Here is a 21,012-nt window from a genome sequence, read left to right as displayed (position 1 = left end):
GTGGAAGACGACACACCCTTGACCGCCGCGGACAGCCGCGCGGAATCCGCGCTGCACTACGCGGCATGGTCCGGCGATCTGGATGAGGTGCGGGCGCTGATCGCGGCCGGGGCCGACGTGAACTGGCAGGATTCCATCGGGGAAACGGCGCTGTTCGGCGCCGCAGCCTGCGGCCGTACGGACATCGTGCGTTGCTTGCTGGAGGCCGGCGCCCGCCACGACCTACGCGAACGCAGCGGCTACACGCCGCTGCACTGGGCCGCCAGCCACGGCAATCTGGCCACGCTCGAAGTTCTGGCGCTCGCGGGTGCGGACACGGCGGCCACGGACGACGCCGGTCGCTTGCCGATCGATGCGGCGCATATCCACGGAAAAGGCGCACATGTTGCGTATCTGAAGACAGTGGGACCGGCGCGCGCCTCGCGGCGGCGCTAGGCTTGGTGTATAGCTGAGGCAGCGCCGCGCTGCCTTAAGCGCGTCGCCCCGCTTGCGGCGCCGCCTCCGCTCGGTCGCCGCGCACGCTCATCGGACCGAGATCTGCGATGAACAGCAACGAGCAACCCACACCGCGCCCTCTTCTGTTCTGGCTGGCGATCGCCGCGGCAGTCGCGCATGCGCCCTTGGTCTGGTTGATGCGCACCTTCGGCGGGCCCTGCGGCGATGGCTTGTGCGGGTTCTGGGAAGCGATCTTCCTGTGGCTGATGTCGGGCTTCGGCGGCGTGGTATTGGCGCTGGTCGGCTGGGCGCGCGGCGAGCGGCCGCGTTGGCTGGTGGCGCTGGTGCCGGTGGCCTTGGTCGTGCCGGTGGCCGTGCTGTTTATCACGGCGACGTTGACCCAGGGCTAGGTCGAAACGCTGCGCGACGACATGCCGCACAGCGCGTCGCGCTTTGGGGTAGGAGCGGCGTGAGCAGCGATCGGGGAGACAGGCACGCTTGCGCAAGATGGTCACGAGCCCTGCGCCAGGCGCGTCGTATGTGTTGTGGCGTGGTCGCGGCTTGCGCCGCTCCTACAGGATGCTGGCGGCGGTACCGCGCATTTGCACGCGGCGCCTACCCTGGAGCAGCTTGCCTAGGCGGATTGAAGCGCGCGCAGGGCCGCGCGCAGCGGCGTGCGCAGGGTTGCGGGGCGGCAGCGTTGCAGGTCGACCTTGGGGGTCGCATGCCAGCGCGCACAGTCGTCGATCGCGCGGGCGATATCGGCGATCAGGGCCTCGTCGGCGACGACGTCCTCTTCCAGGAACAGCGCCTTGACCTCGAACACGCCCTCGCGGCGGTGGGCCTTGGCGTCGAGGCGGCCGACCAGACGACCGCGCGCGAGGATGGGCAGCACGAAGTAGCCGTAGCGGCGCTTGGGCTCGGGGGTATAGCACTCCAGGGTGTAGTCGAAGCCGAAGAATTCGCTGGCGCGTTCGCGATCCCAGACCACCGGATCGAAAGGCGACAGCAAGGTGGCGTGGCTTGCGCGCAGGCGTCCCGTCGCAGCCAGCGCGAGCGCGGCGGCGTGGTCGGGATGCACGTAAGCCGGCGCGTCCCAGCCCTTCACCGCCACCCGCAGCAGGGCGCCCTGCTCCACCAGCGGGTCCAGGTCGGCGTCGCGCAGGCGCGGTTTGGTGCGGTAGTAGTCGGCGATCCAGCGCGCCTGGGTCAGGCCCAGCGCGCGCACGGACTTGAGCAGGGTCTCGCGCCGTACCGTGGCGATATCCAGGCGCGCGGTGTTCCAGTCGGGCACGACGCTGCCGGCCACGCGCTCGGTGAGGTCGTAGACGCGGTGAAAGTTCTCGCGCCGCGCGACCATCAGCTCGCCCAGCGCGAACGCGGCTTCCAGCCAGCGCTTCTCGTCCTTCCAGCCCCACCAGCCGCCGCCCGCCTGCTCGCGCTCGAAGTCGGAGGATTTGACCGGGCCCAGGCCGCGTATGTGCTCGAGCAGGCGCTCGATCTTGGCGCCGCTGCTGCTGCGATGGGCCTGGGCGTTGCGGATCGCCCAGTGATGGGCGCGCTGCGGCATGGCGTTGCGATGCAGCAGGTAGTCGCTCATCGGCGCGAAGCAGGCTTCGTGGGCCCAGACCTCGAAGATCTCGCGCTGGGCCAGCAATTCCTCCAACCAGGTCTGCGGGTAGGCGCCCAGGCGCGAGTACAGCACCAGATACGGGCTGCGCGCGACGATGTGGATGGTGTCGATCTGCAGCAGTTGCATGCGCGCGATCGCGGCCAGCAGATCGGGCTTGCGCGCGCGCCGGCGCGGACGCGCGAGCAGGCCTTGCGCGCTCAAGTGCAGCGCGCGTGCCTGCGCGAGCGTCAGGACGGGCGCCGCGACCGCGGTCTTCATCCGGCCAGGCAGGTCCGCAGCAGTTCGGCCAGCAGCGGCTGCAGCTTCGCGGCCTTGGCTTCGTCGTAGGCGAAGCTGGCTTCGTCCATGTAGTTGCGCTGGCTCAGCTCCAACTGCACCGCCTGCACGCCGGTCTCGGGCGAGGCGTAGTGACGGGTGATGTAACCGCCCTTGAAGCGGCCGTTGACGATCCAGTCGTAGCCGCCCTGCCCGACCAACACCGCTTCCAGGCGCGCCTGCAACTGCGGCGAGCAGCTGGCGCCGCCGGAAGTGCCCAGGTTGAGATCCGGCAGGCGGCCCTCGAACAGGAACGGCAGGTCGCTGCCTTTGATCGAGTGGCCTTCCCACAGCACCACGCGGCCGTGTTCGCCGCGCAGGCGCGCGAGTTCGGCGTCTAGATTCTCGTGATACGGCCGCCAATATTTCTCGACGCGCTCGGCGACTTCCTCAGGCGACGGCGCCTGGCCGTCCAGATACACCGGCTCGCCGGTGAACTGCACCGCCGGGCACAGGCCGGTGGTGTTCTGGCCGGGGTACAACGAGGTGTCGTCGGGCGGGCGGTTGAGGTCGACCACGTAGCGCGAATAGCGCGGCACCAGGATCGAAGCGCCCAGCTCGCGCGCGAACGCGTACAGCACCGACACATGCCAGTCGGTATCGGGCGCGCGCCGCGCCGAGGGCTGCATGCGCTCGGCCAGCGCCGGCGGGATCGCGCTGCCGTCGTGCGGCAGGCTGATCAGCAGCGGCGCACTGCCGTGGTGGAGTTCGAAGACCGGTTCGGTCGGCGCGGGGACGGTGCTCATGGCGGTTCAGGGTTTCAGCTGGCGCTCGAAGAAGGCCATGGTACTGCGGTGCACCTGCATCCAGGTCGCGTAGCGCAGGAAGAAGTGGTCTTCGTCGGGAATCACCAGGCTTTCCATGGGCACGCCGCGCGCACGCAGGCGCTCGACCAGGTCCACGCTCTGGTTGAACTTGACCGCGCGGTCGTCGTCGCCGTGCACGAACAGCACCGGCGAGCGCCAGTTCTCGACCTGCGCGACCGGCGAGGACTGCCCCGCCAGTTCCAGTTCGTCGGGCTTGAGGCCCCACAGGCCGCTGTTGTCGCCGCCCTTGGCGCTCTCGCGCCAGTCGTGCACGCCGTGGCGGTCGACGCCGGCGGCGAACAGATCGGAATTGCGCGACAGGGCTTGCGCGGTCAGATAGCCGCCGTAGGAGCCGCCGTAGATGCCGATACGGCGCGCGTCGACCTCGGCCAGGCCGGCCAGGTGCGCGCGTGCGGCCAGCACGTCCTGGTATTCGCTGGCGCCGCGCGGGCCTTGCTTGGCCGCGCGCCGGAACGCCTGGCCGTAACCGGTGCCGGCGCGGAAGTTCAGCGCCAGCACCACGAAGCCGCGGCTGGCTAGCCACTGATTGCTGGCGTAGTCGTTGTAGTAATAGCTGCTGTAGTGCCAGCCCGGCAGCATCTGCCGGATCGGCCCGCCGTGCACGTAGATCAGCGCGGGGCGCTTGCCCTTGAAGCTGGCCGGCGGCAGGAACACGGTCGCATGCGAGACCACGCCATCGGCGGCGCGCAAGGTCAGCGTCTTGGGCTCGACCAGCGCCTGCGCTGGGAACGCCGCCGGCAGCTGCGCGGGGAAGATACGGCGCGGCTTGCCGCCTGCGGCGGGCATCACCGCGATCGCGGTCGGACGGCGCGCGTCGGCGTGACGGAACGCGATCCATTGCGCGCCGGACAGCGGCAACGGGTCGGTGGCGATCTGGCCGTCGCCGCTCAGGCGCTTGGGCGCGGCGCCCTCGGAGGCCGTGTACAACTGGCGGCGCTCGATGTCGTCGCAGTTGGCGCTGTAGACCAGGGTGCCGGTGTCGCTGAGGCCCGCGGTTTCGACTTCGCAGTCGCCGCGACTCACCGCGACCGGCGCGCCGCCGTCGGGCGACAGCGCGTACCAGTGCAGCCAGCCGTTTTCTTCCGAACTGAACAGCAGGCGGCCATCGCGGCCCCAGCGCAGTGGCTCGGGCACCGCGAACTGGGCGTAGCCGCCGGCTGTGTCGCCCGAGCGGAACAAGCGACGCGCCACGCCGCTGTCGGCATCGGCGACCCAGACCTCGAAAGGATTGGCCGCGGTCAGATCGAAGGCCTGGCCCGGACGCGTGCCGGCCGTGCGCAGGAAGGCGATGCGCTTGCCGTCCGGCGACCACACCGGCGCGCTGTCGTTGTTGTAGTCCGGGGCGATCCAGCGCACCGAGCGCGCAGCCAGATCGAGCACGCCGATGAAGCTGTGATCGCCGCGGTTGCTGACGAACAGCAGACGGCCGCCGTCCGGCGAGAAGCCCGCCGCACTGTTGGCGCCGCGCGTCTTCAGCAGCGCTTCCACGCACCAGGCCGGCGCCTTGGCGAACGCATGCGCATGGCAACCCACGCCCTTGCCCTGCACGATCAGCGCGTCGCCGCCGGGCGCGAAACTCACGCTACGGCCCGCGGCCACGCGCTTGGGCGCGATCGCGCCGTCGGTAGGCACCGCCCATACCGCCTGTTCGGCGCCGTCGGGATCGCCGGTGGGGTTGCTGGCGTTGCCGGCCGCGTCCGGACCGCCGCCGCGCACATAAGCCAGGGTGCGGCCGTCCGCGCTGAGCGCGAGCGAGCTCAGCAACTGGCCGTCGTCTTCGCTGTAATCGGTAAGCTTGCGCGGCGCGAACTCCGGCGCGCGCGCGACCCAGAGGTTGCGCGCGCCGCGCTCGTTGGCGACCCAGGCGATGACCGGCGCCTTGGCCGCGGCCACCGGCGCTTCCGGCTGCGGTGCGGACAGCAGGTCGGCGATCTCCATGCCCTGCGCCGAAGGCGCGCCGACCAGCGCGCCCACCAGCATCCAACCCTGCCACCGCTGCCTCATGCGTTTCGCTCCGTGATTGTTGGATAGAGTGTTCGGTACGGCCGCTACCGCGACTCAACGCATCAGCACCACTTCCTCGGCGCTGGTGGGATGGATCGCAATGGTGTCGCGCAGATCCTCGAGGGAAATGCCGCGTTTGAGCGCGACCGCGAAGCCCTGCAGGATTTCGTCGGCGGCCTCGCCCATCAGGTGGATGCCGACCACGTGGCGCTCGTCGCCGATGCAGATCAGTTTGAACAAACTGCGCTGCGGAGAATTGGCCAAAGCGTGCAACATCGGCCGGAAGCCGGCGCGGTACACGTGCACCTGGTCGCCGTGGCGCTCGCGCGCCTGCGCTTCGGTCAGGCCGACCTGGCCGATCGGCGGATGCGAGAACACCACGGTGGGAATGTCGCGCTGGTCCAGCAGCGCGCTGGCGCCGCCGTAGAGGCGGTCCATGAGCCGGCGCGCGGCCGCGATCGCGACCGGGGTCAGGGCGGGATCGGCGGTGACGTCGCCGACCGCGTGAATGCCTTCGACGTTGGTGGAATGGCGCACGTCGACCTGGACATAGCCGTCCGCATCGACGAGCACGCCGGCCGCCTCCAGGTCCAGCGACGCGGTGTTGGCCCTGCGCCCGGTCGCGAACAGCAGGCGGTCGTAGCGCTCGCTCAGCGCACCGCCGGTATCGCGCAGGCGCACGCCCTCGCCGTCGCGCTCGACCGCGGACAGGTGGTAGCCCAACTGCAGATGCACGCCGGCGTGGCGGTAATCCTCGGCCAACTGATCGACCAGTTCGCCATCGAAACCGTCCAGCAGCCTGCCGCGCACTAGCAGATCGACGTGGCTGCCCAGCGCCTGCAGCAGGCCGGCCAGTTCGACCGCGATGTAGCCGCCGCCGACGATGGCCACGCGCTCGGGCGCGGCGGTCCATTGGAAGAAATCGTCGGACACGCCGCCCAGGTCGGCGCCCGGCAGCGACGGCCGCAGCGGATGCCCGCCGGTGGCGATCAGGATGTTGCCCGCGCTCAGACGCACGCCGTCCATGCATTCGACGGTGCGCGCATCGATGAAGCGCGCGCGCATCGGCGCGACCACGATACCGGCCGCGTCCAGGCGGCGGCGGTAGCTGTCGTGGATGTTGGCGATGTAGCGCTGGCGATGGGCGATGAAGGTCGGCCAGTCCAGCGCCGGCGCTTCGCCGACGTCGAAACCCAGATCGCGCGCCATGCGCAGGCGGCCGGCGACATCGGCGGCCAGCCACATCGCCTTCTTCGGCACGCAGCCGACGTTGACGCAGGTGCCGCCCAGCAGATGCGGTTCCAGCAGGGCGACGCGGGCGCCGTGTTCGGCGGCGCGGAAGGCGCCGGCCAGGCCGCCCGAGCCGCCGCCGATCACGATCAGGTCGAAGTCGCGTAGTACGTCGCTCATGCGAATCGCTCCGGTCGATAGGGCGTGGGATCGATCGCGGGCGCGCGCCCGCCGATCAGGTCGGCGACGAGTTGGCCGGTGCCGGCGCTCATGCTCACGCCCATCATGCCGTGTCCGGTGGCCAGCCACAGGCCATCGCGGCCGGGCACGCGGCCGATCAGCGGAATGTCGTCGCTGCTCATCGGACGCCAGCCGTACCAGCGCTCGCGTTCGACCGGGCCGACCGGCTCGTGCAGATACTCGGCCGCGCCGCGCTCCAGCGCGGCCAGGCGACGCGGATTGAGGCTGTCGTCGTAGCCGGAGAATTCCATGGTGCTGCCCAGGCGGTAGCCGCTGCCCCAGGTGGTCACGCAGACCTTGCGCTCGCGCAGCACCACCGGCCGGCGCGGCACGCGCGCCGGCCGGTCGTAGGTGATCGAATAGCCTTTGCCGGGCTGGATCGCACGCTTGAGTCCGGCCAGACCGATCGCATCGGACAGCTGCGGCGACCAGGCACCCAGCGCGAGCACGACCTCGCGCGCATGCAGCGCCCCCTGGCTGGTGCCCAGCGCGACGCCCGCGCCGTCGGTGTCCAGCGTCTGCAGGCGGCAGCCCTCGACGATCACGCCGCCACGCGCGCGCACCGCCTGCGCCAACGCATCGACGTAGCGATCCGGGCGCAGCACCGCATCGTGGTCGAAGCGGATCGCGCCGGCCAGGCCGGGCTTGAAGGCGGGATCTTCAGCCTCGTAGCGGCGGCCGTCGATCAGTTCGATGCGGATGCCGAGTTCGCGCAGCAGGTCGAGTTCGATCTGACCGGCGGCGAACGTGCGCTCGTCGCGGAACACGTAGTCGACGCCGCTTTGTTCGAACTCGCACTGCAGGCCGTAATCGCGCACCCAGTCCTGCAGCCGCGCGCGCGAGTCGTTGAGCAGCGCCGATTTGGCCAGCGCGCTCTGGCGCCAGTCGCGCGCATTGCAGCGCAGCGCGAAACGCAGCAGCCAGCCCCACAGGCGCGGGTCCAGGCGCGGGTGCACGTACAGCGGCGCATCCGGGGTGAGCATCCAGCGCAGCGCCTGCGCGATCACGCCGGGCGCGGCCAGGGGCGTGGCGTGACTAGGCGTGATCGTTCCACAGTTTCCGTGCGAACTGCCGCTGCCCAGGGTGTTGGCTTCGAGCACGCAGACCCGCCGCCCGTCGTTCAGCAAGGCCAGCGCCGAGGCCAGGCCGATGACGCCGCCGCCGACGACGGCGATGTCCGTGTCGCGCACCGCGTCCGCACGCGCGTTTTGCAGGGATTCACTCGACAAGGCAGTGCTCGGGTCGATCGAAGATCCGGAAGTGTGACCGCAATCCAGCGGCGGGTGTCATTCGCGGCTTGCGCCAACGAAAAACGCGTCGCCCGGGCACTTACGGTTCAAAGACTCGGCGAGCCGACCCCGCAGCGATGCGCCGGCCCGCGTGAGTAACGGAATAAACAGTAACGGATGTGGACTCCATCCACCAACCATCTTTCGACACTTTGGGGAATCACGCACATGCAAGCGAAGACCGCCCTGCTTAGCGCCGCCATCGTCGGCGCGCTCACCCTGCTGGCCAGCCAGTCCGAAACGCTCTCCAACGCCGTTCAACGCCACGCGCCGGGTTTGGGCCAGGCCGCGACCGCCGACGTCGGCCGCACCGCCCACTCGCATCCCGCCGGCAGCGGCCTGCAGCCCCTGCTGGCGCGGGCCGCCGACGGCGCGCGCCCCGGCAGCGAGCAGATGTTCGCCTCGACCTCGCCCGCCGAAGCCGACGCCTCGCCGGCCGCGGACCGCGCGCGCGGCCTGCTCGAAGGCCCGGCCGCGCGCGAAGCGCACCGCGTCGCCGCCGACGGCTTCGTCGCCCGCGACGTGATCGTCGACCGCGACGGCACCGAGCACGTGCGCATGGACCGCAGCTATCAGGGCCTGCCGGTGATCGGCGGCGACATGGTCGTGCATACGCGCAACGGCAAGCTGCTCTCGATCACCCAGGGCGACGAGATGAAGACCTTCGCGCGCCCAGGCATCAAGCCCACGCTGAGCGCGACCCAGGCCGAGATCGAAGCCGGTGCGGCCTTCGACGGCTCGGTGACCGAAATCGAATCGACGCGCCTGGTGGTGTTCGCGCGCGGCGGGCAGCCGACCCTGGCCTATCAGGTCGACCTGCTCGGCGATCGCCGCAACGATCAGGCGCCGGGCAACATGACCTATTACCTCGACGCCGCCAACGGCAAGGTGCTGCTGGAAGACGACCGCTTCCACTCCGCCGCGGCCACCGGCACCGGCAAGACCCTGACCCTGGGCAACGTCGGCATCGGCACCAACTCGGTCAGCGGCGGTTTCCAGATGACCGACGTCACCCGCGGCAGCGGCTCGACCTGGGACGCGAACAACCGTCAGAGCACCTCCGGCGCCACGCTGTTCAGCGACAGCGACAACAGCTGGGGCAACAACACCGTCTCCGACCGCGCCACCGTCGCCGCCGACGCCCACTACGGCGTGGCCGCGACCTGGGACTATTACAAGAACACCCACGCCCGCAACGGCATTTCCAACAACGGCGTGGGCGCCAAGAGCTACGTCCACTACGGAACCAACTACGTCAACGCCGGCTGGAACGGCGTGATGGTCTACGGCGACGGCGACGGCGTGACCTACCGTCCGCTGGTGGCGCTGGACGTGGCCGGCCACGAGATGACCCATGGCGTGACCGGCGCCACCGCGCGCCTGGGCTACTACAACGTCAAGGACGCCGGCGGCCTCAACGAGGCGGTGTCGGACATCTTCGGCACCCTGGTGGAGTTCACCGTCAACAACGTCAACGACCCGGGCGACTTCGTGATCGGCGAGGAGATCTTCATCAGCAATCCCGGCGATAAGAAGGGGCTGCGCCTGATGTTCAAGCAGGACGCCGACGGCAAGTCCTTCGCCTGCTATCCGTCCGGCGGTTTCAGCGCCTCGCTGGCCTATCAGCGCGGACCGCACGATCCGCACAACACTTCCGGCGTCGGCAACCGCCAGTTCTATCTGCTCAGCCAGGGCGCCGTGGCGCCCAGCGGCTTCGGCTATACCAATGCGCAGATGGTCTGCAACGGCGACACCAGCCTCGTCGGCATCGGTCGCGCCAAGGCCGGCGCGATCTGGTACCGCGCGCTGACCCGTTACTTCGTGTCCAGCACCACCTATCCGCAGGCGCGCACCGGCACCCTGCAGGCGGCGGCGGATCTGTACGGCAACGGTTCGGCCGAGTACCAGGCCGTGGCGCGCGCCTGGTCGGCGGCGGCGGTGAACTGATCCGGATCGCAGGCTCCACCCGAACGGCCCGCACCCGCGGGCCGTTCGCGTTCAGGGCAGCGCGGGCAGGACCGGCTGGCGCAACGCGGGCCGACGCGCGTAGGTGAACCAGCGCCACAGCCATTCCATCGGGCCGTAACGCAAGCGCGCGAACCACAGACGCGCGAACGCCAGTTGCAAGCCGAACAGCACGCAGGCGCCCAGCACCTGCGCCACGCGCGAGGCCTCGCCCCACAGGCCCAGGCCGTAGCCGTAGAACACCACGGTGCCGATCACCGACTGCATCAGGTACAGGGTCAGCGCCATGCGTCCGGCCGGCGCGAACGCCAGCGGCCAGCGCGCGCCGCGCTCGAGCGCGCGCACGATCCAGGCCAGGTAGGCCAGCGACATCAGCGGCGCGGCCAGCATCTGCAAGGTGGTGGCGAACATGTCCGAGGCGCTCAAGGTCCTGCCGGTCAGCACCGGCTCGCTGTCCACCGCCAGCCCGATCAGGGTGATCGCCAGGCCCAGCGGCCCCGCGCCCCAGCGCAAGGCGGCGTAGAAGCGCGGATAGCGCGCGGGCGCGACGATGGCGCCGCTGCGCACGAACCAGGCGCCGATCGCGAACAGGCCCAGCGCCATCGGCACGAACATCCAGTAGCTGGGCAGGGTCGCCGCCACGAAGTAGTCCCAGCGCAAGGCGCTGGCCTGCACGTAGCTGCCCTGCGCATAAGCCGCGATCTCGCGTGCGCGCAGGGCCTGATCGACCGCGAAGTCGCCCAGGTCCGCCGCGTCCTGGCCGACCAGCGCGATCGCCAGCGAGCTCAGCAGCAGCATCGCCACCAGCATCAGGTTCAACAAGGCGCCGATCGGCCACAGCGCGCCCTGCGGCGCGTTGCGCAGGAGCAGCAGCGCGAACGCCGCCAGCGCGTAAGAGACCAGGATGTCGCCGGACCAGATCGCGAGCGCATGGATCAGGCCGATCGCCAGCAGGCCCACGCTGCGGCGCAGGTACAGCGGCAGGAAATCGACGCCGGCCGCACGCGCGCGTTCGCTCATGCTGGCGAAGCCCATGCCGAACAGCAGCGCGAACAGGGTCCAGAACTTGCCCTGCACGAAGATATAGACGAAGCCGTCGGCCAGCCGGTCCGGCCAGGCCTGCGCGGGCGCGATGCCGGTGCCGACGTCGAACAGGGAGCCGGTGAAGGATTCGACGTTCATCAGCAGCACGCCGAGCAGGGCGATGCCGCGCAGCGCATCGAGGCTGAGGATGCGCTGGCTGGACGCGAGCGGGCCCAGGGCGGCCGGAGCTTGGGAATTCATGCCGGCACTCTACGCGCCGTACCCAGCGCGGCGGATCGGCTGGAAGTTGGGGGCAATGAGTGTGCCAGCAACGAAAACGGCCCGCAGCGCGGGCCGTTTTCTTGTCGATGCGCGGCGCAGCTTAGTGCTGGTGACCGCCGTCGCCGTGCACGTGGCCGTGCTCGACTTCCTCGGCGCTGGCCTCGCGCACTTCCACGATCTCGACCGCGAAATGCAGGTCCTTGCCGGCCATCGGGTGGTTGAGGTCGACGTCGACCACGCTCATGCCGACCTTCTGGATCGTCACCGCGCGCGGGCCGAAGTTGGTCGGCAGCACGGCCTGCATGCCCGGCTCCAGGCGCGCGTCCTTGAAATACTTCTTCGGCACGCGCTGGGTCAGGCCTTCCTGACGCACGCCGTAGGCATCGGCCGCGGCCACGTCGACTTCGAACTTCTCGCCGGCCTCGCGACCGTCCATGGCGGTCTCCAGGCCCGGGATGATGTTGCCGTGGCCGATCAGGATCGCCAGCGGATCGCGGCCTTCCGAGCTCTCCAGCGGCTCCTGGCCCAGCTCGTGGGCAGCGCGCTCGGAGACGGTGTAGTGGAAACGGACGACGCGATCTTTCTCGATTTTCATTGCGGGACTCGACTGGCGGCCGACACAGCGGCGCGGATGGGTAAGAAAGCGGCGACGGCGGTAGGCCGGCGCGGCGAAGGCTTGTCGTCGCCGGCGCCAGCCGCCAAGCTAACGGCCGTGACGAAGGCCGCGCATTATCCCGGCAACACCGCCCCCGCGCCAGCGCGCGGCACGAGCCCGTGGCCGGTCGCGGCTCCGCGCTGGCTGGCGATCGGCCTGGCCTGCGCCCTGCTCGCGGCCTGCGGCGGCGGTCGCGAAACCGTGCGCCGCCCCGCTCCGACCATCAGCCCGCGGGTCTGGCCGGTGGTCGAGCCGGCCGACCCGGCCTCGGCCAATGCGGTGCTGATGCGCGCGATCAGCCTGGTCGGCACGCCCTACCGCTACGGCGGCAATACTCCCAAGGGCGGCTTCGACTGCTCCGGCCTGGTCAACTACGTCTACCGCGACATGCTGGCGCTGACTCTGCCGCGGACCTCCCGCGACCTGGCCGGCTTCCAGGGCCCGAAGATCGCGCCCGAGCGCCTGGCGGCCGCCGACCTGGTGTTTTTCGGCAGTTCCGGCAACGTCAGCCACGTCGGCATCTACGTCGGCGAGGGCCGCTTCGTGCACGCCCCCAGCACCGGCGGCACGGTCCGCCTGGACCGTCTGGACGGGCCTTACTGGCGCGACCATTACAGCGGGGCGAAACGGGTTCTGAAGTAGTCGGCGGCCAAAATGTGAGCAAAATCACAGGCTTGTTAACGGACTGCTAACGAAATTTGAACCTTCTGCTCCCTTTCGGCAGGCATGATCGCTCGGTGTTGATTCAGTGATGACCGCGTGACGACCCAGCTTCTCCGCCAAGGCCGCCCAGCAGCCACCACCGCCCCCCGCCTTGCGCGGGCCGCATTCCGCATTGCATTTGCCCTCTGCCTGGCCGCCCTGGCGCTGCCGGCGCTGGCGCAGGAGCAGCCCTCCGCCGTGGCCTCGTTGGCCGGCGGTTCGGCCATGAGCGGCGACTCCGCCGACACCCCGGCCCCGGCCACCCGCCACCTGCTGCCCGACGCGATGACCCTGCCGGATCGCGCCCTGCTGCTGGCCACCGATCTCAACCGTCTGCTGGCGCCCGGCGCCGCGAACCTCAACAAGACCAACGCCAGCGCCGCTCCGGCCGGCGAAGGCCGCATCAAGGGCATGCTGCAGCGCGCCCTGGCCCTGCTCGGCACGCCCTACCGCTGGGGCGGCAACTCTCCGGACAAGGGTTTCGATTGCAGCGGCCTGGTCGGCTACGTGTTCCGCAACGCCCTGGGCATCGAGCTGCCGCGCGTTTCGCGCGAGATGGCCAAGACCGGCGAGCTGATCAGCGACCGCGACGACCTCAGCGAAGGCGATCTGGTGTTCTTCGGCCGCAAGGGCCGGGTCGACCACGTCGGCATCTACCTGGGCGAAGGCCGCTTCGTGCACGCCCCGCGCACCGGCAAGGACGTGACCGTGTCCAGCCTGGACACCGGCTACTGGAGCGGCAAGTTCATGGAAGCGCGCCGGGTCGAAGGGATCTGAAGCGCTAAGCCGCTAAATCTCCAATAAGAAGGCCGCCTCAGGGCGGCCTTTTTTGTTCCTGCCTCGCCCCTACCCACCTCCGCCTTTTCAACGGGGGAGCCGCCTAAGGGCTCACAGCGGGTCGGAACTCTGGCTGAGGTAGCGCTCCACCGTCGCCTCGATGCCCTTGCTCAGCTCCATCACCTTGAGCGCGTACTCGGCCAGGCGCTTGTCGTCCTCGCTGGTCGGGGTCCAGGGCGGTACCGGGGTCGGCTTGCCTTCGACCTGGTCCATGGCCACGAACACGATCACGCAGTGGGTGCACAGCCGCTCCTCGGGCTCGCCGTCGTCCAGGCCCGGGTCGCGCGCTTTCACGTCGACCGCGAAATGCATGCTGGTGGTGCCGGTGTGGATCAGCTTGGTGTGCACGGTGACCAGATCGCTGATCCGGATCGGGGCGACGAAGCGAATCCCGCCCACCGCGACGGTCACGCTGTACTTGCCGCTCCAGCCGACCGCGGCGGCATAGCCGGCCTGGTCGATCCACTTCATCACCATGCCGCCGTGGACCTTGCCGCCGTAATTGACGTCGGTGGGCTGGGCGAGGAATCGCAGGTTCAATTCGCGCTGTTGGCCTTTCATGCCGACACTCCCTTGCACAGATGACGGACCACGGCCGCGCCGACGCCGAGCACGGCGCCGCGCAGGCGTTCGTCGGTAAGCACCCCGGTCTCGGGCAGGCGCTCGGCGGCCGCGCCCACCGCGACCTGCTGCGGCACCACCAGCAGGCCGAGCTTGGACAGCGCGTCGCGCAGCACCAGCAGAGAACGGATCCCGCCCAGCGGCCCCGGCGAGGCCGAGACGATGCCGGCCATCTTGTCCTGGAACAGCAGGGTGCCGGAGCGGCCGTCGGCGGTGGCGCGCGACATCCAGTCCAGGGTGTTCTTGACCAGCGCCGGCATCGAGCCGTTGTACTCGGGCGTGCTGATGAGCAGGCCGTCGCAGCCGGCCATCAGCGCCTGCAAGCGGTGCACGTTGTCGGGCATGCCGGCGGCCTCGAGGTCGCCGTCGTAGACCGGCAGCGAGTAGTCGCGCAGATCGATCAGCTCGACGTCCGCGCCGGCGGCGCGCGCGCCTTCGGCCAGGATCGGGATCAGGCGGCGGTTGTAGGAAGCCTGACGCAGGCTGCCGGCGAAGGCGAGCAGGCGCGGACGCGGCGGCGGGGTGGCGATAGTGCGGTCGGCGTCGGGCGAGCGCGGATCGGAGAGGCTGGCGGACATGCGCTGGCTCCGTGAGTCGGGGCGCCGATTATGCGCACAGCCGCCGTGCTTGCGGCGATACGCGCGACCGGCGATGCTCGCCGCGATCGCTCGGGGAGACAGGACATGGGACGCACGATACTGGCGGTGCTGGCAGGGCTGGTGGTGGCCTGGATCACGATCACGCTGTGCGAGTTCGGCGGGGTGATCCTGCATCCGCCTGCGCCGGGCACGAACCTGGCCGACCCCGACGCGCTGGCCGCGCACATCGCCGGCGCGCCGCCGGCCGCGATGGCGCTGGTGCTGTTGGGCTGGGTCGCGGGCGCCTTCGACGGCGGCCTGGTCGCGGCACTGATCTCGCGCCTGCACAAGCGCGGCGCGGCCCTGAGCATCGGCGTGCTGGTGGTGCTGGGCGTGATCGCCAACAGCCTGATGATCCCGCACCCGCTGTGGATGACCGTCGCCGGCCTGCTGCTGCCGATCCCGGCGGCCTGGCTGGCCTCGCGCCTGGTCGGCGGCCGACGCAAGGACGCCGCATGAGTCGCGGCGAGGTGCGCAACGCCGGCAAGGCGATCCTCTACACCGTCGGCCTGTTCGCGGCCGCGTTCGCGATCGGCGCCTGGCTGGCTGGCTACGCCGCGCCCGGCCACGAAGCCGCGTGGTGGATCAGCGGCGCATTGCTCGCGGTCGGTCTGGTGGTCGGTCTGAAAGTATTGGAAGCCGCGGCGCTGCTGGCCGCGCCCTTCTGGCTGGCCAAGATGGCCGCGCGCTGGGCGGTCACCGGCAAACCGCTGGACCCGCGCCAGGACGGCGACCGCCACGACTGGATCGCCTATCTGCTGTTCGTTCCCTCCTACGCCTTGTTCGCGCTGCTGACCGGCGCCGGCATCGGCTTCGTCAGCGGCGGCCTCGGCTTCTTTTTGAGCGCGTTGCTGTACGGCGCGGTCGGAGTGGTGCTGGGCGCGGTGGCGGCTAGGGTTTTGTTGAAGCATGCGTTGGATGCGGGCTAAGGCTGGCAGCGACGCGCGACGATGCGGTTCGCCTTTGGCTCACCGCATCCTACGGGCTGTCGTCGACGCTCCGACCGCGCTCTGAAGTCACTTCTTCCGGCCCAGGCAAATGGTGCTTGGGCTCTCGCGGAGATGATGGTCGCAGGAGCAACGGCATTTGCGCCTGCAGCGCTGCACTACCCTCACCCCAACCCTCTCCCGCAAGCGGGAGAGGGGGCTCAATGCTAGAGCGTGGCGTAGACGCGAAGCAGGCCGCCTGCCAACTCACTTCGCCGGCGCGACGAACTCTCCATAGGCCTTGAGCTGCTCAGCCACCGCCTTGCCATCACCGACCACCACGATCGACTGATCGGCCGGCACGAAATACTTCTTGGCCAAGGCCTGCACCTGCCCAGCATCCACCGCTCGAATGCGCGGCACATACTGCCCCAGGAAATCCGACGGCAGCCCCATCAGCCACTGATTGGCCAAGGTCGCCGCGACCGAACCCTGCTGCTGGTTGCTGATCATGTAACCGCCCGCGATGTAACGCTTGGTGTCCTCCAGCTCCTGCGCCGGCACCGCTTCCTGGCCCAGACGCTCGAACTCGTGGAAGAACTCCTTCAGCGCCGCACCGGTGACCTCGTTGCGCACGTCCGCGCCGCCCTGCACGCGCCCGCCGGCGCGCGCGGCCTGCAGGCCCGCGCTGGCGCCGTAGGTGTAGCCCTTGTCCTCGCGCAGGTTCTGATTGACGCGGCTGCTGAAGCCGCCGCCCAGCACCGTGCTGGCCAACTGCATCGGCACGTAGTCGGGATCGGTGACCGGAATCGCCGGGCGCCCCAGGCGCAGCGTCGACTGCACGCTGCCGTCGCGCTGGATCAGCACGAAGCTGGGCTTGGCCTCGCGACGCGCGGGCGCCGTGTCGGCGATCGCCTCGCCGCTGGCTTTCCAGTCGCCGAAGGAGGCCTGCGCGAACTTGAAGCCGTCCTCGGGCGTGACCCGGCCGGTGATCACCAGCAAGGCGCGATCGGGACGGAAACGGCGCGCGTGCTCGGCGCGCAGCTGCTGCGGCGTGATCGCCGAGATCATGCTCTCGGTAGGCTGCGTGCGCGCGTAGGGATGGTCGCCGTAAGTAGCCGTCAGCAGTGCGCGCGAAGCCTTGAACGAGGGCTGCGCTTCGGCCGCCTTCAGCGCCTGCAGGGCGTTGGCCTGGGCCAGCTTGACCTCGCCGTCCGGGAACGCCGGCGTGCGCGCGATCTCGGCCAACAGAGCCAGCATCGGCGCGGCGTTGGACACCAGCGCATCGCCGTAAAGGTTGATGCCGTCGTTGTTGGCCGAAGCGCCAACGCTGCCGCCGTAGCCTTGCGCCGCTTCGGCGATGGCCTTGGAATTGCGCTGCGCGGTGCCTTCGTTGAGCAGGCCCGCGAGCTGCGCGGCAAAGCCGGACGCGTCGGCCGCATCGGCGGCGTAGCCGGCGTTGCGGATCGCCAGCACGTAGTCGACGCGCGGCATGCCGTCGCGCGGCAGCACCCACACCTCCAGGCCGTTGGACAGCGTCTTCTTGACGATGTTGGGCACGGGCAGCGGGCGGTCGGGCGCGTATGCGGGCAACTGCGCGGGCAGCGCGGCCTTGGGGCCGGCCTGCGCGGCGCCGGCGAAAGCCAGGCTCAAGGAGATCGCGACGGCGATCAGGTTCGGATGGGTCTTCATCGTCGTCTCCTCAGTTCTTCTTGGCGGCGGCGGGCGCAGCGGCCGGGGCCAGCATCGCCGCGGGCTTGCGGTCGATCACGGTGCGGTTGGCCGGGGTCAGATAGGTCTTGGCCACGCGCTGTACGTCGGCCGAGGTCACGCCTTCGATCCAGCCCGGAATCTGGTTGACCACCCTGGCATCGCCCCACAGGGTCTGCAGCTTGGCCAGCGCGTCGGCGCGGTCGATGAAGGTCTCCAGGCCGTTGTACCAATTGGCCAGCAGCTGGGTCTTGACCCGCTTCAGCGCGGCATCGTCCACACCCTGATCGGCGACCTTGGCGATCTCTTCGTCGAACGCCTTGAGCAGCGCGTCGGCGCTGGAGGTGGGCTTGTACAGCGCGTTGACCACGAACAGGGTCGGGCCGTCGTATTCCCACTCGCTGGTCAGGCCGTACAGCAGCTCCATGTTGAGCGCGAGCTCGCGGCCCTTGACCGTGCCCTGATAGAAGCGCGAAGCGTCGCCGTCGGCGAGCAGCGCGCCCAGCACCGCCATCGGCGCCTGGTCCTTGCTGCCGCGGTCGGGCATCTTCCAGCCCACCGCGATCGCCGGCACCTGGGCCAGCGCGTCGGATTGGACGATGCGCTTCTCCTGGGTGTTGAGGCCTTCGCGATAGTCCGGCGCGGCCGGCGTCTTGCGCGCCGGGATCTCGCCGAAGTACTTCTGCGCCAGCGCGAAGCCCTGCTCCGGCGTGATGTCGCCGGCCAGGCCGAGCACGGCGTTGTTGGGGCCGTAATAGTCGCGGTGGAACGCGGCCACGTCCTCGAGGCTGGCGTTCTCCAGGTCCTGGAAGCTGCCGTAGCCGTCGTGGTTGTTCTCCCACTTCTGGAACGCCTGCTGGCCGATGTCGATCCACATGAAGCCGCCGTAGGGCTGGTTCTTCACGTTGACCCGGATCTCTTCCTTGACCACGTCCTGCTGGTTCTTGAGCGTGGTCGGGTTGAAGTCCAGGGTCTTCATGCGGTCGGCTTCGAGCCACAGGATCGGCTCCAGGGCCGAGGCCGGCGCGACTTCGATGTAGTTGGTGAAGTCGGCGCGGGTGGAGCCGTTGTTGCGGCCGCCGCCGCCGGTGATCACCCGGTCGAACACGCCTTCCTTCGCGTTCGGCGTGCCTTCGAACATCAGGTGCTCGAACAAGTGGGCGAAGCCGGTGCGGTTCTTGGGCTCCAGGCGCATGCCGACGTGGTAGACCACGCTGACGCCGACCGTGGGCGAGGTGTGATCCTCGGACACGACCACAGTCAGACCGTTGTCGAGTTTCTTGACCGCGACCGGCAAGGTCCAGCGATCGGCGTCGGCCGCAAATGCGGCCGAAGTCGTCGTCAGGCCGGCCAGCAGCAGCGCGAGATGGCGCAGGCGCATGGAAGTCTCCGTTTTCCCCAGAAGACGCCCACCCTAACCTTGCCCGGCACCGGCATACCGGGCCAGAAGTCACGTGAAGACGCGGCGCTTAACGCGGACCCGGCGCGATGCGGGAATAAGCTGCAAAATCGCGCGCCGATGCTGGCTGCGCCTGCGCGAATCGCCGACACTGTGCGCCCCCTCGCATGCCCCGAACCCGCCCGATGCCATCGCTGCGCCACGCCGCACTCGCTCTCGCCCTGTCCCTGGTCGCCACAGGAAATGCCGCCGCCGGCAGCACCGCCGCCGAACCCCTGCTCCCCGAGGCCAGCGCCTATTCCAGTCGGGACAGCTGGCGCCAGCCGGTGGCGCCGTTCCGCATCGCCGAGCGCAGCTGGTACATCGGCACCGCCGGCTTGAGCGCGGTCCTGATCAAGACCGACGCCGGCGCCGTGCTGATCGACACCGGCCTGCCGCAGGCCGGCGACATGCTGCTGAAGCACATGCGCGCACTCGGCGTCGAACCTTCGCAGCTCAAACTGATCCTGCACAGCCACGCCCATATCGACCACATCGGCGCCCTGGCGCAGATCCAGCGCGCGACCGGCGCCCAGGTGGTCGGCAACGCCGAGGCCGCGGTGCTGCTGGCGCGCGGCGGCAGCGACGACATCCACTTCGGCGAGGGCATGCTGTTCCCACCGGTGCAGGTACAGCGCATCGTCATGGACGGCGAAACCGTCGAGCTCGGCGGCCTGCGCTTCACCGCCCATTTCACCCCGGCGCACACGCCCGGCAGCATCAGCTGGACCTGGGACGACCGCATCGACGGCAAGCCCGCCCACATCGCCTACGCCGACAGTCTGAGCGCGCCCGGCTACCAGTTGGTCGACAACCCGCGCTATCCGCGCATCGCCGACGACTACCGGCGCGGTTTCGCCGCCGTGCGCGCCCTGCCCTGCGACCTGCTGCTGACGCCGCACCCGGACGCCAGCGGCTGGGACCCGGCCGACACCGCCGCCCCGCACAAAACCCCGATGAGCTGCCGCGCCTACGCCGACAAGGCCGAGCGCGCGTTCGACAAGACCCTGGCCGAACAAACCGCCAAGGCCAAGGAAGCCCGCTGATGCCCTACACCCCGATCGTCGCCACCCTGGGCTATGTGCTGTCGCCGGACGGGCGCGAGGTGCTGATGGTCCATCGCAACGCGCGTCCCGACGACCACCAGCTGGGCAAGTACAACGGCCTGGGCGGCAAGCTCGAGCGCGACGAGGACGTGGTGGCGGGCATGCGCCGCGAGATCTTCGAAGAGGCCGGCATCGTCTGCGACGAGCTGCACCTGCGCGGCACCATCAGCTGGCCCGGCTTCGGCAAGCACGGCGAGGACTGGCTGGGTTTCATCTTCACCATCACCCGCTATACCGGCACGCCGTTCGCGAGCAATCCCGAGGGCACGCTGGAATGGGTGCCGCTGGAGCGCCTGCACGACCTGCCGATGTGGGAAGGCGACCGCGAATTCCTGCCGCTGGTGTTCGACGCCGACCCGCGCGCCTTCCACGGCGTGATGCCGTACCGCGACGGCCGCATGCAGTCCTGGCGCTACTCTCGCGCTTGAAGCCGGCGCGCTTGAAGCCGGCGCGCCTGAAACCTCAGCGTCGCGCTTCGGTCGCCATGCGCAGCGCCAGCGCGGCCAGCACCGTGCCCATCAGCCAGCGCTGCACCGACAACCAGGTCGGGTGACGGCCGAGAAACGCGGCCATGGTGCCGGCACTGATCGCGATCGCTGCGTTGACGGTCACGCTGATCGCGATCTGCAGGCTGCCCAGGGCCACCGACTGCGCCAGCACGCTGCCCTTGGCCGGATCGATGAACTGCGGCAGCAACGACAGATACAACACCGCCGCCTTGGGATTGAGCAGGTTGGTCATCAGGCCCATCGCGAACAGCCGCCGCGGGCTGTCCTGCGGCAACTCGCGCACCTGGAACGGCGAGCGCCCACCCGGCTTCAGCGCCTGCCAGGCCAGGTAGCCCAGATAGACCGCGCCGGCCATGCGCAGCGCGTCGTAGGCGTAAGGCACCGCCATCACCAGCGCGGTGATGCCCAGCGCCGCGCACAGCATGTAGAACACGAAGCCCAGCGCGACGCCGCCCAGCGAGATCAGGCCCGCCTTGGGCCCCTGGCAGATCGAGCGCGAAATCAGATAGACCATGTTCGGCCCGGGTGTGAGCACCATGCCCAGCGCGATCAGGGCGAAGGCGATCAGATTGGCGGTGTCGGGCATCGCAGGGGCTCCGGGAAGTGACGCGCCGCGCGATCGTCGCG

Annotated in this window: 21 protein-coding genes; 9 read left to right on the top strand and 12 right to left on the bottom strand. The window is 69.7% G+C overall.

What is annotated here, in order from left to right; translation table 11 throughout:
- Complete coding sequence (locus tag ASD69_RS00995) at positions 1-435, top strand: ankyrin repeat domain-containing protein (protein WP_162250594.1); 435 nt, start codon at positions 1-3, stop codon at positions 433-435.
- Between the two features lie 107 nt (positions 436-542).
- Positions 543-845 carry a hypothetical protein gene (locus ASD69_RS00990; RefSeq protein ID WP_056172773.1) on the top strand — a complete coding sequence of 101 codons (303 nt, stop codon included), beginning with the start codon at positions 543-545 and terminating at the stop codon, positions 843-845.
- 224 nt (positions 846-1,069) lie between these two features.
- Here the strand turns inward: ASD69_RS00990 and ASD69_RS00985 are convergent, their stop codons facing one another.
- The 5 genes from ASD69_RS00985 to ASD69_RS00965 are packed head-to-tail and all read right to left on the bottom strand — an operon-like array spanning position 1,070 to position 7,913.
- Positions 1,070-2,326: a crosslink repair DNA glycosylase YcaQ family protein gene (locus ASD69_RS00985; RefSeq protein ID WP_056172771.1), complete on the bottom strand. Its 1,257-nt coding sequence runs from the start codon at positions 2,324-2,326 to the stop codon at positions 1,070-1,072.
- Complete coding sequence (hutG, locus tag ASD69_RS00980) at positions 2,323-3,129, bottom strand: N-formylglutamate deformylase (protein WP_056172769.1); 807 nt, start codon at positions 3,127-3,129, stop codon at positions 2,323-2,325. Before hutG ends, ASD69_RS00985 begins: the two co-directional genes overlap by 4 nt.
- A 6-nt stretch (positions 3,130-3,135) precedes the next feature.
- Entirely contained in the window at positions 3,136-5,214 is a 2,079-nt protein-coding gene (locus ASD69_RS00975) for a prolyl oligopeptidase family serine peptidase (RefSeq protein ID WP_082576203.1), read from the bottom strand.
- A gap of 54 nt (positions 5,215-5,268) precedes the next feature.
- On the bottom strand, positions 5,269-6,624 hold the full coding sequence (gorA, locus tag ASD69_RS00970; RefSeq protein ID WP_056172761.1) for a glutathione-disulfide reductase: 1,356 nt from the start codon (positions 6,622-6,624) through the stop codon (positions 5,269-5,271).
- Positions 6,621-7,913: an FAD-dependent oxidoreductase gene (locus tag ASD69_RS00965; protein ID WP_200943922.1), complete on the bottom strand. Its 1,293-nt coding sequence runs from the start codon at positions 7,911-7,913 to the stop codon at positions 6,621-6,623. Before ASD69_RS00965 ends, gorA begins: the two co-directional genes overlap by 4 nt.
- Before the next feature lie 228 nt (positions 7,914-8,141).
- On the opposite strand from ASD69_RS00965, the gene ASD69_RS00960 reads away from it, so the two are divergent.
- Positions 8,142-9,920, top strand: a complete 1,779-nt coding sequence (locus ASD69_RS00960) for a M4 family metallopeptidase (RefSeq protein ID WP_235567124.1) — start codon at positions 8,142-8,144, stop codon at positions 9,918-9,920.
- A 51-nt stretch (positions 9,921-9,971) separates the two neighbouring features.
- On the opposite strand, the gene ASD69_RS00955 is transcribed toward ASD69_RS00960, so the two are convergent.
- Positions 9,972-11,222: a DUF418 domain-containing protein gene (locus ASD69_RS00955; protein ID WP_056172758.1), complete on the bottom strand. Its 1,251-nt coding sequence runs from the start codon at positions 11,220-11,222 to the stop codon at positions 9,972-9,974.
- 121 nt (positions 11,223-11,343) lie between these two features.
- Positions 11,344-11,838 (bottom strand): peptidylprolyl isomerase, encoded by a 495-nt coding sequence (locus tag ASD69_RS00950; protein ID WP_056172755.1) that lies wholly within the window; start codon positions 11,836-11,838, stop codon positions 11,344-11,346.
- Between the two features lie 36 nt (positions 11,839-11,874).
- On the opposite strand from ASD69_RS00950, the gene ASD69_RS00945 reads away from it, so the two are divergent.
- On the top strand, positions 11,875-12,540 hold the full coding sequence (locus ASD69_RS00945) for a C40 family peptidase (protein WP_082576202.1): 666 nt from the start codon (positions 11,875-11,877) through the stop codon (positions 12,538-12,540).
- Positions 12,541-12,732: 192 nt separating this feature from the next.
- Positions 12,733-13,377 carry a C40 family peptidase gene (locus tag ASD69_RS00940; RefSeq protein ID WP_235567165.1) on the top strand — a complete coding sequence of 215 codons (645 nt, stop codon included), beginning with the start codon at positions 12,733-12,735 and terminating at the stop codon, positions 13,375-13,377.
- Between the two features lie 111 nt (positions 13,378-13,488).
- On the opposite strand, the gene ASD69_RS00935 is transcribed toward ASD69_RS00940, so the two are convergent.
- Both ASD69_RS00935 and ASD69_RS00930 read right to left on the bottom strand, forming a co-directional pair.
- On the bottom strand, positions 13,489-13,998 hold the full coding sequence (locus ASD69_RS00935) for a hotdog domain-containing protein (protein WP_056172749.1): 510 nt from the start codon (positions 13,996-13,998) through the stop codon (positions 13,489-13,491).
- On the bottom strand, positions 13,995-14,636 hold the full coding sequence (locus ASD69_RS00930) for an NAD(P)H-dependent oxidoreductase (RefSeq protein WP_082576200.1): 642 nt from the start codon (positions 14,634-14,636) through the stop codon (positions 13,995-13,997). The genes ASD69_RS00935 and ASD69_RS00930 overlap by 4 nt, the downstream gene beginning before the upstream one ends.
- 105 nt (positions 14,637-14,741) lie before the next feature.
- On the opposite strand from ASD69_RS00930, the gene ASD69_RS00925 reads away from it, so the two are divergent.
- On the top strand, positions 14,742-15,155 hold the full coding sequence (locus tag ASD69_RS00925; RefSeq protein ID WP_056172746.1) for a hypothetical protein: 414 nt from the start codon (positions 14,742-14,744) through the stop codon (positions 15,153-15,155).
- Positions 15,152-15,625, top strand: a complete 474-nt coding sequence (locus tag ASD69_RS00920; protein WP_056172745.1) for a hypothetical protein — start codon at positions 15,152-15,154, stop codon at positions 15,623-15,625. Before ASD69_RS00925 ends, ASD69_RS00920 begins: the two co-directional genes overlap by 4 nt.
- A gap of 264 nt (positions 15,626-15,889) precedes the next feature.
- On the opposite strand, the gene ASD69_RS00915 is transcribed toward ASD69_RS00920, so the two are convergent.
- Positions 15,890-17,314 (bottom strand): pitrilysin family protein, encoded by a 1,425-nt coding sequence (locus ASD69_RS00915; protein ID WP_056172742.1) that lies wholly within the window; start codon positions 17,312-17,314, stop codon positions 15,890-15,892.
- A gap of 10 nt (positions 17,315-17,324) precedes the next feature.
- On the bottom strand, positions 17,325-18,713 hold the full coding sequence (locus ASD69_RS00910; protein ID WP_056172739.1) for a pitrilysin family protein: 1,389 nt from the start codon (positions 18,711-18,713) through the stop codon (positions 17,325-17,327).
- 203 nt (positions 18,714-18,916) lie between these two features.
- Here ASD69_RS00910 and bla point away from each other — a divergent pair, with 203 nt between their 5' ends.
- Both bla and ASD69_RS00900 read left to right on the top strand, forming a co-directional pair.
- Positions 18,917-19,816, top strand: coding sequence for a subclass B3 metallo-beta-lactamase (gene bla / locus ASD69_RS00905; RefSeq protein ID WP_082576199.1), 900 nt, complete (start codon positions 18,917-18,919; stop codon positions 19,814-19,816).
- Positions 19,816-20,304, top strand: a complete 489-nt coding sequence (locus tag ASD69_RS00900) for an 8-oxo-dGTP diphosphatase (RefSeq protein ID WP_056172736.1) — start codon at positions 19,816-19,818, stop codon at positions 20,302-20,304. The genes bla and ASD69_RS00900 overlap by 1 nt, the downstream gene beginning before the upstream one ends.
- A 34-nt stretch (positions 20,305-20,338) precedes the next feature.
- On the opposite strand, the gene ASD69_RS00895 is transcribed toward ASD69_RS00900, so the two are convergent.
- Positions 20,339-20,971: a LysE family translocator gene (locus tag ASD69_RS00895; RefSeq protein WP_056172734.1), complete on the bottom strand. Its 633-nt coding sequence runs from the start codon at positions 20,969-20,971 to the stop codon at positions 20,339-20,341.
- Between the last annotated feature and the right edge of the window lie 41 nt (positions 20,972-21,012).

Source organism: Lysobacter sp. Root604 (assembly GCF_001427505.1).
Taxonomy (GTDB): domain Bacteria; phylum Pseudomonadota; class Gammaproteobacteria; order Xanthomonadales; family Xanthomonadaceae; genus Lysobacter.
This window is presented reverse-complemented; position numbering and strand designations above follow the sequence as displayed.

Coding starts and splice junctions, on each gene's coding strand:
- ASD69_RS00990 (WP_056172773.1), top strand. CDS start 543: ATGAACAGCAACGAGCAACCCACACCGCGCCCTCTTCTGTTCTGGCTG.
- ASD69_RS00985 (WP_056172771.1), bottom strand. CDS start 2,326: ATGAAGACCGCGGTCGCGGCGCCCGTCCTGACGCTCGCGCAGGCACGC.
- hutG (WP_056172769.1), bottom strand. CDS start 3,129: ATGAGCACCGTCCCCGCGCCGACCGAACCGGTCTTCGAACTCCACCAC.
- ASD69_RS00975 (WP_082576203.1), bottom strand. CDS start 5,214: ATGAGGCAGCGGTGGCAGGGTTGGATGCTGGTGGGCGCGCTGGTCGGC.
- gorA (WP_056172761.1), bottom strand. CDS start 6,624: ATGAGCGACGTACTACGCGACTTCGACCTGATCGTGATCGGCGGCGGC.
- ASD69_RS00960 (WP_235567124.1), top strand. CDS start 8,142: ATGCAAGCGAAGACCGCCCTGCTTAGCGCCGCCATCGTCGGCGCGCTC.
- ASD69_RS00955 (WP_056172758.1), bottom strand. CDS start 11,222: ATGAATTCCCAAGCTCCGGCCGCCCTGGGCCCGCTCGCGTCCAGCCAG.
- ASD69_RS00950 (WP_056172755.1), bottom strand. CDS start 11,838: ATGAAAATCGAGAAAGATCGCGTCGTCCGTTTCCACTACACCGTCTCC.
- ASD69_RS00945 (WP_082576202.1), top strand. CDS start 11,875: ATGGGTAAGAAAGCGGCGACGGCGGTAGGCCGGCGCGGCGAAGGCTTG.
- ASD69_RS00935 (WP_056172749.1), bottom strand. CDS start 13,998: ATGAAAGGCCAACAGCGCGAATTGAACCTGCGATTCCTCGCCCAGCCC.
- ASD69_RS00930 (WP_082576200.1), bottom strand. CDS start 14,636: ATGTCCGCCAGCCTCTCCGATCCGCGCTCGCCCGACGCCGACCGCACT.
- ASD69_RS00925 (WP_056172746.1), top strand. CDS start 14,742: ATGGGACGCACGATACTGGCGGTGCTGGCAGGGCTGGTGGTGGCCTGG.
- ASD69_RS00920 (WP_056172745.1), top strand. CDS start 15,152: ATGAGTCGCGGCGAGGTGCGCAACGCCGGCAAGGCGATCCTCTACACC.
- ASD69_RS00915 (WP_056172742.1), bottom strand. CDS start 17,314: ATGAAGACCCATCCGAACCTGATCGCCGTCGCGATCTCCTTGAGCCTG.
- ASD69_RS00910 (WP_056172739.1), bottom strand. CDS start 18,713: ATGCGCCTGCGCCATCTCGCGCTGCTGCTGGCCGGCCTGACGACGACT.
- bla (WP_082576199.1), top strand. CDS start 18,917: ATGCCATCGCTGCGCCACGCCGCACTCGCTCTCGCCCTGTCCCTGGTC.
- ASD69_RS00900 (WP_056172736.1), top strand. CDS start 19,816: ATGCCCTACACCCCGATCGTCGCCACCCTGGGCTATGTGCTGTCGCCG.
- ASD69_RS00895 (WP_056172734.1), bottom strand. CDS start 20,971: ATGCCCGACACCGCCAATCTGATCGCCTTCGCCCTGATCGCGCTGGGC.